General features: G+C 70.5%; 17 protein-coding genes and 1 tRNA gene. 12 read left to right on the top strand and 6 right to left on the bottom strand.

The annotated features are described in order from the left end of the window. The first annotated feature begins 27 nt into the window (after positions 1-27). From KV097_RS08120 to KV097_RS08110, 3 genes are read left to right on the top strand one after another with little or no spacing between them, the layout of a single operon-like run. Positions 28-714, top strand: coding sequence for a response regulator transcription factor (locus KV097_RS08120; RefSeq protein WP_220340933.1), 687 nt, complete (start codon positions 28-30; stop codon positions 712-714). A gap of 9 nt (positions 715-723) precedes the next feature. Next, positions 724-2,124 (top strand): sensor histidine kinase KdpD, encoded by a 1,401-nt coding sequence (locus KV097_RS08115; protein ID WP_220340934.1) that lies wholly within the window; start codon positions 724-726, stop codon positions 2,122-2,124. Beyond that, entirely contained in the window at positions 2,121-2,678 is a 558-nt protein-coding gene (locus KV097_RS08110) for a GerMN domain-containing protein (protein ID WP_220340935.1), read from the top strand. Before KV097_RS08115 ends, KV097_RS08110 begins: the two co-directional genes overlap by 4 nt. A 19-nt stretch (positions 2,679-2,697) precedes the next feature. Here the strand turns inward: KV097_RS08110 and KV097_RS08105 are convergent, their stop codons facing one another. Then, positions 2,698-3,162 (bottom strand): tRNA (cytidine(34)-2'-O)-methyltransferase, encoded by a 465-nt coding sequence (locus KV097_RS08105; RefSeq protein ID WP_220340936.1) that lies wholly within the window; start codon positions 3,160-3,162, stop codon positions 2,698-2,700. 53 nt (positions 3,163-3,215) lie between these two features. On the opposite strand from KV097_RS08105, the gene KV097_RS08100 reads away from it, so the two are divergent. Next, entirely contained in the window at positions 3,216-4,076 is an 861-nt protein-coding gene (locus KV097_RS08100; protein WP_220365581.1) for a helix-turn-helix domain-containing protein, read from the top strand. 5 nt (positions 4,077-4,081) lie between these two features. After that, entirely contained in the window at positions 4,082-4,528 is a 447-nt protein-coding gene (locus tag KV097_RS08095) for a VOC family protein (RefSeq protein WP_220365580.1), read from the top strand. 32 nt (positions 4,529-4,560) lie between these two features. Here KV097_RS08095 and KV097_RS08090 read toward each other — a convergent pair. Next, positions 4,561-4,642: transfer RNA gene (locus KV097_RS08090), tRNA-Leu, on the bottom strand. Positions 4,643-4,680: 38 nt separating this feature from the next. Continuing rightward, positions 4,681-5,151, bottom strand: coding sequence for a thioredoxin-dependent thiol peroxidase (bcp, locus tag KV097_RS08085; RefSeq protein ID WP_220365579.1), 471 nt, complete (start codon positions 5,149-5,151; stop codon positions 4,681-4,683). 64 nt (positions 5,152-5,215) lie between these two features. Here bcp and KV097_RS08080 point away from each other — a divergent pair, with 64 nt between their 5' ends. The 3 genes from KV097_RS08080 (at position 5,216) to KV097_RS08070 (ending at position 6,959) form a co-directional block, all read left to right on the top strand. Beyond that, entirely contained in the window at positions 5,216-5,500 is a 285-nt protein-coding gene (locus KV097_RS08080; protein ID WP_301022439.1) for a DUF3618 domain-containing protein, read from the top strand. Continuing rightward, a complete protein-coding gene (locus KV097_RS08075; RefSeq protein WP_220340941.1) occupies positions 5,501-5,821 on the top strand; it encodes a co-chaperone GroES in 321 nt (106 codons plus the stop codon). A gap of 112 nt (positions 5,822-5,933) precedes the next feature. Next, positions 5,934-6,959 carry an aromatic acid exporter family protein gene (locus tag KV097_RS08070; RefSeq protein WP_220365578.1) on the top strand — a complete coding sequence of 342 codons (1,026 nt, stop codon included), beginning with the start codon at positions 5,934-5,936 and terminating at the stop codon, positions 6,957-6,959. Here KV097_RS08070 and KV097_RS08065 read toward each other — a convergent pair whose 3' ends face one another. Beyond that, positions 6,960-7,961 (bottom strand): L-lactate dehydrogenase, encoded by a 1,002-nt coding sequence (locus KV097_RS08065; protein ID WP_220365577.1) that lies wholly within the window; start codon positions 7,959-7,961, stop codon positions 6,960-6,962. A 95-nt stretch (positions 7,962-8,056) separates the two neighbouring features. On the opposite strand from KV097_RS08065, the gene KV097_RS08060 reads away from it, so the two are divergent. Then, entirely contained in the window at positions 8,057-8,275 is a 219-nt protein-coding gene (locus tag KV097_RS08060) for a hypothetical protein (RefSeq protein WP_220340944.1), read from the top strand. A 44-nt stretch (positions 8,276-8,319) separates the two neighbouring features. Here KV097_RS08060 and KV097_RS08055 read toward each other — a convergent pair whose 3' ends face one another. Beyond that, a complete protein-coding gene (locus tag KV097_RS08055; protein WP_220365576.1) occupies positions 8,320-9,177 on the bottom strand; it encodes a phosphotransferase family protein in 858 nt (285 codons plus the stop codon). A 187-nt stretch (positions 9,178-9,364) separates the two neighbouring features. On the opposite strand from KV097_RS08055, the gene KV097_RS08050 reads away from it, so the two are divergent. Beyond that, positions 9,365-9,895: a YtxH domain-containing protein gene (locus KV097_RS08050; RefSeq protein WP_220365575.1), complete on the top strand. Its 531-nt coding sequence runs from the start codon at positions 9,365-9,367 to the stop codon at positions 9,893-9,895. Continuing rightward, on the top strand, positions 9,892-10,971 hold the full coding sequence (locus tag KV097_RS08045; protein ID WP_220340947.1) for a YihY/virulence factor BrkB family protein: 1,080 nt from the start codon (positions 9,892-9,894) through the stop codon (positions 10,969-10,971). The genes KV097_RS08050 and KV097_RS08045 overlap by 4 nt, the downstream gene beginning before the upstream one ends. A gap of 8 nt (positions 10,972-10,979) precedes the next feature. On the opposite strand, the gene KV097_RS08040 is transcribed toward KV097_RS08045, so the two are convergent. Then, positions 10,980-11,657, bottom strand: a complete 678-nt coding sequence (locus KV097_RS08040; RefSeq protein WP_220365574.1) for a helix-turn-helix domain-containing protein — start codon at positions 11,655-11,657, stop codon at positions 10,980-10,982. A gap of 93 nt (positions 11,658-11,750) precedes the next feature. On the opposite strand from KV097_RS08040, the gene KV097_RS08035 reads away from it, so the two are divergent. After that, a complete protein-coding gene (locus tag KV097_RS08035; RefSeq protein ID WP_220365573.1) occupies positions 11,751-12,590 on the top strand; it encodes a class I SAM-dependent methyltransferase in 840 nt (279 codons plus the stop codon). Positions 12,591-12,599: the final 9 nt, after the last annotated feature.

The raw sequence follows: 12,599 nt of genomic DNA, 5'->3' as shown, positions 1-12,599 counted from the left end.
GAGCAGCTGCCGGGCCATAGTGAACGCATGACGCGCAGCGTGCTGCTGGTGGAGGACGACCCGCGGGTACGTCGCTCGCTGCGCCTGGCGCTCGAGGACGAGGGATATGCCGTCGTGGAGGCGTCGACGGGCGCCAGTGCGCTGGACATGCTGCGAGAGCGCGGACCGGACGTCGTGCTGCTCGATCTGATGCTCCCCGACACCGATGGGTTCTCGGTCTGCCGCGAGCTCCGGCGGGAGAGTGCCGTCCCGGTGATCATGGTGACCGCCCGTACCGACTCCCACGACGTCGTGGCAGGGCTGGAGGCGGGCGCCGACGACTACGTGACAAAGCCGCTGGTGGCCAAAGAGCTGTCGGCGAGGATCCGCGCGCTGCTGCGTCGGGCCACCGCGGGGCCCTCGGCCGCGCCACGCGACGACCTCACACTGGGCGACCTGCGCATCGATCTCGGTGATGCGGTCGTGGTGCGTGACGGCGTCGAGCTGCCCCTGACACGAACCGAGTTCAAGCTGCTCGCCGAGCTCGTCCTCGCCGAGGGCAGGGTGTGCAGCCGCGAGCACCTCCTGGACAAGGTCTGGGGGTACGGCTACTTCGGCGACAGCCGCATCGTCGACGTGCACGTGCGGCGGCTCCGGATGAAGGTCGAGCACGACCCTGCGTCCCCCTGCCACCTGCTGACCGTGCGCGGGCTGGGCTACCGGTTGGCCGGCTGAGGATCCACCGTGGCCACGACCCGACGCCCGTCCGACCCCAGGAGGTGGAGGATGCGGCTCGGGGTCCGCGGACGTGTGACGCTGCTCTTCGGCCTGCTGGCGCTGGCGCTGTCACTGCTGCTCGCCGTGCTCAGCTGGTCGCTGGTCACGCACTTCCTGGTGGCACAGCGCGAGTCCAGCGCGGCTGCGGAGACGGCGGTCGACGCGGGACTGCTCCAGCGCGAGATCGACGCCCGGCCCGTCGACGTGTCTGGCGCTCTCGACACCGTGGGGTCGGGCGCCTCGGCGGCGGTTCTGCGCTACGACGACGCCTGGTACGCGACCTCGCTCGACCCGACCCCGTCCGACCTGCCGGCCGCGCTGGTGGAACGGGTCGAGGCCGGGACGGCGAGCACCCAGCGGATCGAGATCGACGGGCGGCCGCTGCTCGCCGTGGGGATGCCGTTGCAACCGAGCGGCAACGCCTACTTCGCGGTCTACGACCTGACAGAGCTGAACCGAACCTTCCGGGTGCTGTCCGCGAGCCTGGCCGGTGCCGCGCTGCTCACGGTCGTCTGCGGTCTGGTCCTCGGCCGGTCGGCGAGCCGCCGGGCGCTCCGCCCGCTGACCGAGCTGAACGACGTCGCCTCCGCCGTCGCCTCCGGCAGGCTGACCGCACGGATGGACACCGGCGGCGACCCCGACCTCGCGCCGCTCGCCCGGTCGTTCAACGCGACCGTCGAGTCGCTGCAGCGGCGGGTTCGTGCGGACGCACGCTTCGCAGGCGACGTCAGCCACGAGCTGCGCACCCCGTTGACCACGATGCTGAACTCCGTGCAGGTGCTCCAGAACCGGCGCGCGAGGCTGCCTGAGGAGGTGCGCGAGCCGCTCGACCTGCTCGCGGAGGACCTCGAGCGGTTCCGGCGGATGGTGGTGGACCTGCTGGAGATCTCCCGCGCAGAGGACGAGTCCAGCGCCACGTCGGAGGCGGTGGCGATCGGTGAGCTTGTCGAGCGTGCCGCGGACGAGGCCGCCAAGCGTCCCGTCACGATGGTCGAGCCGGAGGCAGCGGACGTCATCATGCTGGCCGACAAGCGCCGGCTCGAGCGGGTGATCGCGAACCTGGTGGAGAACGCCGAGCGTCACGGCGGTGGCTGCACCGGAGTGACGGTCCGGCTGGGGTGTGACGGCTCGACGGTCGAGATCGCCGTCGATGACGCCGGTCCCGGTGTCCCCATCGACCGGCGGGAGCGGATCTTCGAGCGGTTCAACCGCGGTGATGAGGCAGAGGACTCCGGCGTCGGTCTCGGGTTGGCGATCGTCGCGCGCCACGTCGGACAGCACCACGGGCGGGTGGCAGCCGAGGACTCGCCGGTCGGCGGGGCACGATTCCTCGTCACGTTCCCGGTCGGCCGAGGGAGGGGCCGGTGAGCCGGGCTGCGCGGCTGGGGGCCGCGGCCGTGCTGGCTCTGAGCCTCGGCGCGTGCGCGATCGGTGCGGAGCCCGCACCTCGCGACGCCGCAGTCACCGCTCCGCGCCTGCCCGCGTACGGACCGACAGTCGGCCGGGAGCGTGCGATGGACGTCGAGGTGTGCCTGCTGGAACGCGGCCGGCTCCGCCGCGTGGGGCGGACTGCCGCGGCAGGTGGGGTGGCGAGCGCGCTGCGCTCGCTCGCCCGGGGGCCGACGGGCGGCGAGCGTCGCGCGGGGCTGACGACCGACGTGCCGCAGAGCGCAGAGGAGAGCCAGGTGACGGTGGCGTCCAGCGTCGCTCAGGTCGAGGTCCCGACCGGCTTCGCCCGCCTCACCGCGGAGCAGCAGATCCGGGCGATGGCCCAGATCGTGTGCTCGGTGACGAGCGGCGGCGTGATCCGCAGCGTACGGCTGGTCTCCGACGGCAAGGCCGTATTCGCACCCGTCGGGAGCGGTGCGCTCGTGGACCGGTCGGTCGGGCTCGGTGACTACCCGGCCTTCACACCGCGGTGAGCGTCGCCGTATCGGGGACTCAGGTGCCGCCGGCGTACCCCTGCTGGCGCCAGGCCTCGTAGACGACGATCGCGGTCGAGTTCGCGAGGTTGAGCGAGCGGCGGGCCGGCAGCATCGGGATGCGGAGCCGATCGGTAATGCGACGGTCGGCGAGCACGTGGTCGGGGAGACCGGTCGGTTCCGGACCGAACAGGAAGACGTCTCCGGGTTCGTAGGCGATGTCGGCGTAGGACGTGGTCGCCCGCGTCGTGAACGCGAACACGCGTGCGGGGTCGAGCGCCTTCCACGCCGCCTCGAGGTCACCGTGGACCGAGACGTCGGCGAGGTCGTGGTAGTCGAGCCCGGCCCGGCGGAGCTGGGCGTCGGACAGGTCGAATCCGAGCGGCTCCACCAGGTGGAGCTGAGCCCCCGTGGCGGCCGAGAGCCTGATCGCGTTGCCCGTGTTGGGCGGGATGCGGGGTTCGTAGTAGAGGATCCGGAACATCGTCTGAGGCTATCGCTGATGACGACAGGCCCGGATCGGCGGATACTCGGGACGTGACCTCGACGGACTTCGTACGCGCGGACCCGCGTGGTCCGTACGCGGGCGCCGTCGTCTCGCTCGTCGGATACCGTCAGCGCGACATCGAGCAGCGCCTGCACCGCGGCCTCCCCTCGCCGTACCTCACCTTCGTCGTCTCGCTCGACAACCCGGTGGTCGTCGGGGAGCGTGAGGACGACCCGGAGCCGGTGTCCGCGTACGGCATGCTCGGCCCGCTCGCCGCGCGGCCCGCCTTCATCGACCAGCCCTCCGCGCAGGAGGGGGTGCAGCTGGCGATCCACCCGTTCGCGTCCCGATGGCTTTTCGGGGTCCCGGCGAGCCGGCTCACCGGTCTGGCCCTGGACGTTCGCGACGTCCTCGGCGCCCCGGCCGACGCCCTGCGCGCGCGGATCGGCGACACCGACGACTGGGGACAGCGGTTCGCAGCGGTCAGCGGCCTGCTCGCCGAGCGTGCGCGTACGGCGTCCGGCGCGGCGGCGGCGCGACCCCGCCCGGAGGTCGTGGAGGGCTGGCGCTGGATCGTCGCCCGCGGGGGCAACGGTCGCATCGACGACCTCGCAGCCCATGTCGCCCTGAGCCCACGGCGTCTGCGGACGGTGTTCGTCGACGAGCTCGGCTTCGGCCCCAAGGTCCTGAGCAGGCTCGTGCGCTTCGAGCGGGCGGTCGCGATGGTGCGGGACCAGACGGTCGCGCCGGAGACGGGGTCCTTGAGCGACGTCGCCGCGCGGGCGGGCTACGCCGACCACGCCCATCTCGTGCACGAGTTCCGGACGCTGTCGGGGACCACTCCGACGGGGTGGGTCGAGGAGGAGCGCCGAAACCTCCAAGCGGGAGGGCACCGCAACGGAGCATCGTGAGGTCCATGAGCACTGTTGAGAACCAGAACCAGAACCAGAACCAGGACCAGAACCGCACGGCCGAGCCGCCGGCCCCCACCGTGTGGCCCGCGCTCGCCGCGCGCGACGCACTGGCGATGATCGACTTCCTCGAGCGCGCCTTCGGCTTCCGGCCCGTCGTCGTGATGGCGGAGGACGGGTTCGTGCAGCACGCCGAGCTCGCGTGGCCGGAGGGCGGCGGGATCATGATGGGCTCGGAGAAGCACGAAGGGAACTGGCAGCAGAAGCCCGGGACCTTCGGGGCGTACGTGGTGTGCTCCGACCCCGACGCCCTCTACGACCGGGCCAAGGCGGCAGGAGCGACGATCACGATGGAGCCGACGACGACCGACTACGGGAGCCGCGACTTCATCGCCGAGGACCCCGAGGGCAACTCGTGGTCGTTCGGCACGTATCGCGGGGAGCCGCACTGAGCACGAGACGACAGGCAGACGGCCGTCTCGGGTGCCGGTGACAGGACTCGAACCTGCACGTCTTGCGACACAGGAACCTAAATCCTGCGTGTCTACCAGTTCCACCACACCGGCCCGCCGGACAGTCTAGGCGGCGACCACCGCCGTACGGCTCAGGCCAGGTCGAGCTGACGGATCAGGCGCTCGACGTGACCGGTCGCCTTGATGTTGTACTGCGCGACCTCGATCTTGCCCTCCTCGTCCACGACGAACGTGGAGCGGATGACGCCCTCGATGACCTTCCCGTACAGCTTCTTCTCGCCGAAGGCGCCCCAGGCGCGGAGCACGCTGCGGTCGGGGTCGGACAGGAGCGCGATGTCGAGACCCTCCTTCTCGCGGAAGGAGGCCAGCTTGTCGGTGTTGTCCGGAGAGATGGCCAGCACGGTGTATCCCGACGCGTCGAACGTCTCACGCTCGGCGGTGAAGTCGCACGCCTCGCGGGTGCACCCCGGCGTCATCGCGGCGGGATAGAAGTAGACGATGACCTTCCCGCCGCGCAGGTCGGAGAGCGTGACCTCCTTGCCGTGGTCGTCGAGGAGCGTGAAGTCGGGCGCCTGATCACCTGGCTGCAGTCGCGTGGTCATGGTCCTATCCTTGCGTATCGGTACGGTGGTCACGACAGGTGACCGCGCCGAGCGAGGAGACAACGTGACGAACGATTTCAGGCCGGATGTCCCGACGACCATCACGGGCACACCTGACCAGCTCGTCACCCAGATCGACGAGGTTCGCAACCGTCTTGCCTCCAACGTCGACCAGCTCGTCTACCGTGCGAGCCCCAAGACGGTGGCACGACGCGGCCTCGCCGACGTCAAGGCCAGGTTCGTCACCCCGTCGGGTGAGCCGCGGATGGAGACCATCGTCCCGGTGGTGGGTGGCCTCGTCGCCTTCATCGGTCTCGTCGTCGTGATCCGCAAGATCGTGAGCGACTGAATGACCGACGGGCTTCCGATCCGGATGCTCCACGACCGCCTCCTGGTGTCGGTCGACCCGGACGACGGTGACCGCCGCTCGTCCGGCGGCATCGTGATCCCGGCCACCGCGCAGCTGGGCCGCCGGCTGTCGTGGGCCCGGGTCGAGGCCGTCGGCAGCACCGTCCGGACCGTCCAGGTCGGCGACCGGGTGCTCTTCGACCCCGACGAGCGGGCCGAGGTCGAGGTGCGCGGCAGGGACTACATCCTCCTGCGTGAGCGCGATCTGCACGCGGTCGCGGCCGAGCGGATCGACCACGACCAGACCGGGCTCTACCTGTAGGCCCCTGATGGTCAGCGGACAGGGTTTCCTGGATCGCATCAGCGGTGACGATGCGCGCGGTGTCCCGATGCCGGTGTCGTTGCACACCCGGGCGCAATGGGTGCGCGCGCAGATGACCAGCATCGTCCAGATCTCGGTCGGTGCGGCGCTGGCCTGGGTGATCGCGCACGACCTGGTCGGCCACCAGCAGCCGTTCTTCGCCCCCGTCGCCGCGATCCTCGTGATCTTCGCGGGCACCGGCGGGCGGCGGCGGATCACCGTCGAGCTCTTCATCGGCGTCTCGGTCGGCGTCCTCATCGGAGAGAGTCTCATCTCGGTGATCGGCCGCGGGTGGTGGCAGCTCGGCGTCATCGTCGCGCTGGCCGCGACCGCCGCGACGTTCCTCGGTCTGCGCGGTCTCGCCCGGAACCAGGCCGCGACCTCGGCCAGCCTGCTTGCCGCCATCGTCCCCGTGATGCCCGGCAACCCCGCCGTCGCGCGCTTCGTCGACGCCGTGATCGGCGGCCTCGTCGGGCTCGCCATGGCGCTGCTCATCCCCGGCAACCCGGTCCGACGTGTCAACCGTGGCATGCAGCCGGTGCTGACGACGCTCGGTCAGGCGCTGCGTCGCATCGAGCTGGCCCTGCGCCTGGAGGACGCCGGTCCCGCATGGACGGCGCTGCAGCAGGTTCGCGGCCTGCAGCCGGCGATCGAGAGCCTCACGACGACCGTCTCCAACGCCGATGAGATCGCCCGCTACTCGCCGTTGCGGTGGCGACAGCGCGGCCACGTCGAGCGGTACGTGGTCGCGGTCCGCGACGTCGACAACGCGATCCGCGACACGCGCGTCCTCGCACGGCGGGTGCACACCATGCTGCGCCGTGGCGAGCACTCCTTCACCGGCATGCCCGAGGCCGTCCGGCTGCTGCGGGAGGCGGTCGAGGTCTTCGCCGACGACATCGCGGAGAAGGACGCGTACGACGAGGCGCGTCGCCAGCTCATCGAGGCGGCCAGGATGGCGACCAAGGCGCTGCCCGAGGCCGCCACGATCAACGACGCCGCGGTCGTCGCGCAGGTCCGCTCGATCGCCTCAGACCTCCTCTATGCCACCGGATGGACGGTGGCCCAGGTCGACCGAGCCTTGGCGACCGGGCGCTGATCAGAACACCGGTGACGCGAGGCCGAGACTGTCGATCTGCGAGCGCAGGGTCGCTGCGGATGAGCGGAGTCCTGCCAGGTCGGTCTCGTCGAGGGGCAGCTCCGCCGGGCCTGCGACGCCGCTTGCGCTGACGACGCAGGGGGCGGAGAGGCAGACGTCGTCGATGCCGTACTGCCCGGTGAAGAGGGTGGAGACCGGAAGGAACCGGTGCTCGTCGCGCAGCACGGCCGACATGATGTCTGCGGCAGCGAGACCGATGGCGAAGTTGGTCGCCCCCTTGCCTTCGATCACCTTGTACGCGGAGCCGGCGACGGTCTCGCGGATCGCGGCGTACTCGGAGGGGTCGAGCGAACGGCCTTCGAGGTCGTACTCGGCGATCGGGACGCCGCCGATGTTGGCCGACGACCACAAGACGATCTCGGAGTCGCCGTGCTCACCGGCGACGGCAGCGTGGACGCTCCGCGGAGACACGGCGAGGCGCCGCGACAGCAGGTAGCGCAGCCGTGCGGTGTCGAGGACGGTGCCGGACCCGAAGACCCGACCGGGCGGGAGGTCGAGGAAGCCGATCGCCGCGTAGGTCAGCACGTCACAGGGGTTGGTGACCAGCACGTAGACCGCGTCGGGCGCGACCTCGCGCACGGCGCCGAGGACGTCGCGCGTGATGCCGACGTTGACCCCTGCGAGGTCGAGCCGGGTCTGCCCGGGCTTCTGCCGGGCTCCTGCGGTCATCACCACCAGGTCTGCGCCGGCGCACGCGGCTGGGTCGTCGCTCCCGACGATGGTCGTCGGCGACGCGAACGCGGCACCGTCGTTGAGGTCGTGCGCCTGCGCCTCGACGAGCGTGGACGCGATGTCGTACAGCACGATCTCTCCGGCCAGCCCCCGCAGCAGCGCGGCGTACGCGACGGTGCTGCCCACCGAGCCCGCGCCGCACACCGCGATCTTGGCGCCCCTCCTGGACGTGCGCGGGCCGGCGGGAGGCCCGGGTCGTTCGTCGGCCATCGGCCCTCCTCGTACGGCTGCTGGAGCATGTCGTCGCCGCCCCGAGTTTCTCACTGAGAGGGTGCGACCGCGCGATCGGTACTACTCTCTCGGGCATGGCGATGGTGGTGACGTTCGGTGGACCGTTGGAGTACGCCAACCAGGTGTGGAGCGACGTCGAGCCCGACCAGGACGGCTACGTGCTGATCCTCGGTGGCGCGGCCGCGGGCCAGGAGGCGTGGTACGTCGTGGATCCGGAGGCGGAGCTGATCCCGACCGACCAGGGTGACGCGATGCCCGCGGAGTACGCGGGGGAGCGGAAGCCGGAGAGCTAGCTGTAGCTAGACGTCGTCGCCCGTACGCGGGCGTCCTCCGCGGCTCAGGTCCCCACGATGGCGTCCTGGAGCTGGAGCACACGATCTCGCTGCCGAGCGTGCAGCTCCGGGTCGTCGATCTCCTCCCTCGCCACGACCGTGAGCAGCGCTGCGGTGTCGAGCTCGTAGACGTCCAGGAGTGCCTGATCGGCCGGTGACCACCCTGTGCGTCCATAGCCCGCAAGGAACTCCTCGTCGAGGTAGCCGTAGGCGCGGATGCGGCCGAGTTCCAGAAGAGGGTCACCGACGACGCAGTTGGCGGCGTCGATGATCGCGACGATCCTGGTGCCCTGCACGCAGATATTGGCGCTCCGCAGATCCATGTGCAGCAAGCTCGTGGCCGCCGACGCCCGCCCCTCGAGCAAACCGGAGACGCCGGCGATGACGGCGACGTCGAGCCCGTCGCAGTATGGCGCCGCAGCGCGAAGACGCTGCTCGAGCCGGCGCCAAAAAGTGTCTGCCCACGCCGCCGGAGGACTCAGCAGATCGCTCGTCGGCTGGATGTCGTGGATCAGCCGCGTCATCCGGCCGAGCTCACGCAGCGGGACCTCAGCAGACGTGTCGTCGTGGACCCGCTGCTGGAGCATCCACGAGGGACCATCGGCCGGTGCCGCGCGATGCACGGCCAGGGCTTCCGGCACGGGCACGCCGCCCACAGCCATCAACCTCAGCGCTTCGCCCTCGACCTCGAGGACGGCGCCGAAATCGACGACCCCCTCGTAGGAGGTCTCCAGCAACTCGTGCCGCGGCGAACGGAGAACTCCAAGCTCTCGACCGTCGACGATCAACAGGTCGGCCCAGAAGTCGACGCCAGACGTCCAGGGCTGCACCTCGACCTCTCGGTCACCGAAGCCGCGGCTCACGCTTCTTTTTAGTTGCGCGACGCGTTGTTCCTCACACGGCGGCATAGTCTGCCCGTTCTCGTGGCCCATCGGGGGGTGCGAAGGCCCCCGGATCCGACGACGTGGCGAACAACTGGTCTCGCGATCTGTTGATCGTCCCAGGATCGGGTACCAATGGTGGACCGGTACTCGACGAAAGGAAACTCCCATGAAGGGAAAGCTGGCACTCCTCGGCGGCATGGCCGTCGGCTATGTCCTGGGCACGCGTGACGGTCGCGAGCGCTTCGAGCAGATCAAGGGCAAGGCGCAGAGCCTCTGGAACGACCCCACGGTGCAGCAGAAGGTGAGCGATGCCCAGGGCTTCGCCGCCGAGAAGGCGCCCGAGGTCCAGGAGAAGGTCGTGCAGACGGCCAAGGACACCGTCGGCAAGGTGACGAACCGTGGTGAGGGTGGCGACCACGCCGCGCCGACCTCGGGCAGCAGCAGCACGGGCAGCAGCACCGGCAGCAGCACGTCCTCCGGCAGCGGCCTCGGCAGCTCCACCGGTGGCACATCGACCAGCACCCCCGGCAGCCACGCCGGCAGCGGCTCCACCGGCAGCAGCTCCACCGGCAGCGGCTCGACCGGCAGCGGCTCGACCGGCAGCAGCTCGACCGGCAGCCGCTCGGCCGGCGGCAGCAGCAGCGCCGCCACCTCCGGCTCGCCCGCCTCGAGCCGCCCGTCGGGCCAGGCTGGATGACCGACGCCCGCCCCGGGCGTGCCCCGCACCCGGACGACCCCGCCAAGCCAGACTCTCCCACCGACATCACGAAGCCGTCGTGGGGGTACGTGGCACGCAAGGCCGTACGCGAGTTCTCCGAGGACGAGTGCCTCGACCTCGCTGCTGCCCTGACGTACTACTCCGTGCTTGCGCTGTTCCCGATGATGATCGCGCTCCTCTCCCTGGTCGGCCTGTTCGGCCAGGGCCGCGAGACCGTGGACACGCTCCTCGGCGTCCTTCGTGACGTCGGTGCCAACTCCGCGGCCGACACGGTGGAGCCGACGCTGGTGCAGCTGAGCGAGGGTCGCGGTGCGGGACTGGCGTTCGTGGTCGGCCTGGCCGTGGCGCTGTGGTCGGCCTCGGGCTACGTCGGCGCGTTCGGGCGGGCGATGAACCGGGTCTACGAGATCGACGAGGGTCGTCCGATCTGGAAGCTCCGGCCGGTCATGCTGCTGGTCACGCTGATCACCGTGGTTCTGTGTGCCCTCGTGGCTCTGGCGCTGGTCCTCACCGGGCCGGCTGCTCAGGCCGTCGGGGACGCGATCGGGCTCGGTGAGACGGCGGTGACCGTCTGGAACATCGCCAAGTGGCCGGTGATGCTGATCGCCGTCATGTTCGTCGTGGCGATCCTGTACTACGCCACACCGAACGTCCGGCAGCCGAAGTTCCGGTGGCTGAGCGTCGGTGCGGTCGTCGCGATCCTGACCTGGATCGTGGCTTCGGCCGCATTCGGGTTCTACGTCGCGAACTTCTCGAACTACAACCGCACGTACGGCTCGCTGGCCGGCGTGGTCGTGTTCTTGCTGTGGCTCTGGATCACGAACCTCGCGCTGCTGTTCGGCGCGGAGCTCGACGCCGAGCTCGAACGCGGGCGTCAGCTCCAGGGCGGGATCCCCGCCGAGGAGAAGATCCAGCTGCCACCGCGCGACACGAAGAAGAGCGACAAGGCGGCCGCGAAGCACGACAAGGACGTCGAGCGCGGGCGGCGCCTGCGCCAGAGCAGGGGCCAGACGACGAGTCAGGACGAGCCGGAGCAGGACTCGGGCTCTCGCTGAGAGTCTCCTCAGCCTGGGCGTACGACGCGGGCCAGCCCCGTCGGCGCGAACCAGGTGGGCACGGCGCGGCGCGCTGCGGAGGGTCCGTCCACAGTGACGGTGCCCGCCCGCAGCGCGCCGGCCCACGTCGTGTCGCCTCTCCAGACCTGGGTGAGGGCGCGGAGCCCTGCGGTCACCGTGACCGAGACGGGGCGCTCCGGGTCGATGTCGCACACGTCGGCGTCGTCGCGCTCGATCACGATCCACCACTGCCGCGCCGCCCCGGTGACGTCGTCGAAGACGAAGTTGACGACCTCGGGCGGGTCGTCCACCGCGGAGTGGTCGATGTTGCGGTGCATGTCCCACATCAGGAGCTTGGGGTCGAGGTCCTCGTCGCCGAGCGTTCCCATCCACCGCACGCCCCAGGTGCCGACGGACTCGACGACCGTCCGCAGCTCCCGGCCGGCCGGAGTCAGGACGTAACGCACCTCGGCACCGTGGACCTCCTTGTCGACGATCCCGGCGCGCACGAGCTGCTGGAGGCGCTTGGACAGCAGGGTCGGCGACATCCGTGGTAGCCCTCGTCGCAGGTCGTTGAAGTGCTGGCTGCCCGTCACCAGCTCCCGGACCAGCAGCATCGTCCATCGCTCGTCGAGCAGCTCCATGGCTTTCGCGACCGGGCAGAACTGGCGGTACGGCGCCCCCATCCGTGCAGCGTACGCCCGGTACAGATCTCGTACTAGGCCCGTTGTCTCTGCATCTCTAGCGTCGAGAGCACGCACAACGAAGGGACACTCATCATGACGAGCGAGACGACAGCAGCACCGGTCACGGTGGACGACGGCGTGATCAAGGCCAAGCACCGGGCGATGTGGGCGATGGGGGACTACCCAGCCGTGGCCACGGAGGTGGTGGCCGACCTGGGACCGGTCCTCGTGGACGCCTGCCGAGTCGGAAGCGGGACGACCGTCCTCGACGTAGGCGCCGGCTCCGGCAACGCCGCGATCCCCGCTGCGCGAACCGGAGCGACGGTGACGGCGAGCGATCTCACGCCCGAGCTCCTCGACGTCGGCCGCGCGGCGGCCGCGGACGAAGGGCTCACACTCGGGTGGCGTGAGGACGACGTCGAGCACCTGGGGCTCGAGGACGCCTCGTACGACGTGGTCATGTCCTGCATCGGAGCGATGTTCGCGCCGCACCACCAGGAGACCGCCGACGAGATCGCGCGCGTCTGCACACCCGGCGGCACGATCGGGCTGCTGAGCTGGACGCCCCAGGGCTTCATCGGGCAGATGTTCGCCACGATGAAGCCGTACGCGCCGCCGCCACCGCCCGGCGCGCAACCACCGCCGTTGTGGGGGGACGTCGAGCACGTCCGGGCACTCTTCGGCGACCGAGTCACCGACGTCGAGGCCACGACGCAGACGCTCGCGGTGGACCGCTTCGTCGACGGGGAGGAGTTCCGGGACTTCTTCAAGGCGACGTACGGTCCGATGATCGCGGTCTACGCGGCGATCGCTGACGATCCTGACAAGGTCGCCGCGCTCGACGGCGCACTGGCAGACCTGGCGGACCGGTTCGGTGTCCGGGACGGCGCCATGCAGTGGGAGTACCTGCTCGTCACCGCTCGCCGGGCCTGACGGCGCGGG

This window comes from Mumia sp. zg.B17, assembly GCF_019550915.1.
Classification (GTDB): Bacteria; Actinomycetota; Actinomycetes; order Propionibacteriales; family Nocardioidaceae; genus Mumia.
Note: the sequence above shows the minus strand (reverse complement) of the source record. Positions and strands in the feature narration are given on the sequence as shown.

Excerpts from the sequence above, each read along its gene's own strand:
- KV097_RS08050 (WP_220365575.1), top strand. The coding sequence starts at position 9,365 with ATGAAGGGAAAGCTGGCACTCCTCGGCGGCATGGCCGTCGGCTATGTC.
- KV097_RS08040 (WP_220365574.1), bottom strand. The coding sequence starts at position 11,657 with ATGGGGGCGCCGTACCGCCAGTTCTGCCCGGTCGCGAAAGCCATGGAG.
- KV097_RS08095 (WP_220365580.1), top strand. The coding sequence starts at position 4,082 with ATGAGCACTGTTGAGAACCAGAACCAGAACCAGAACCAGGACCAGAAC.
- KV097_RS08105 (WP_220340936.1), bottom strand. The coding sequence starts at position 3,162 with ATGTTCCGGATCCTCTACTACGAACCCCGCATCCCGCCCAACACGGGC.
- KV097_RS08075 (WP_220340941.1), top strand. The coding sequence starts at position 5,501 with ATGACCGACGGGCTTCCGATCCGGATGCTCCACGACCGCCTCCTGGTG.
- KV097_RS08045 (WP_220340947.1), top strand. The coding sequence starts at position 9,892 with ATGACCGACGCCCGCCCCGGGCGTGCCCCGCACCCGGACGACCCCGCC.
- KV097_RS08070 (WP_220365578.1), top strand. The coding sequence starts at position 5,934 with ATGACCAGCATCGTCCAGATCTCGGTCGGTGCGGCGCTGGCCTGGGTG.
- KV097_RS08060 (WP_220340944.1), top strand. The coding sequence starts at position 8,057 with ATGGCGATGGTGGTGACGTTCGGTGGACCGTTGGAGTACGCCAACCAG.
- bcp (WP_220365579.1), bottom strand. The coding sequence starts at position 5,151 with ATGACCACGCGACTGCAGCCAGGTGATCAGGCGCCCGACTTCACGCTC.
- KV097_RS08120 (WP_220340933.1), top strand. The coding sequence starts at position 28 with ATGACGCGCAGCGTGCTGCTGGTGGAGGACGACCCGCGGGTACGTCGC.
- KV097_RS08035 (WP_220365573.1), top strand. The coding sequence starts at position 11,751 with ATGACGAGCGAGACGACAGCAGCACCGGTCACGGTGGACGACGGCGTG.
- KV097_RS08065 (WP_220365577.1), bottom strand. The coding sequence starts at position 7,961 with ATGGCCGACGAACGACCCGGGCCTCCCGCCGGCCCGCGCACGTCCAGG.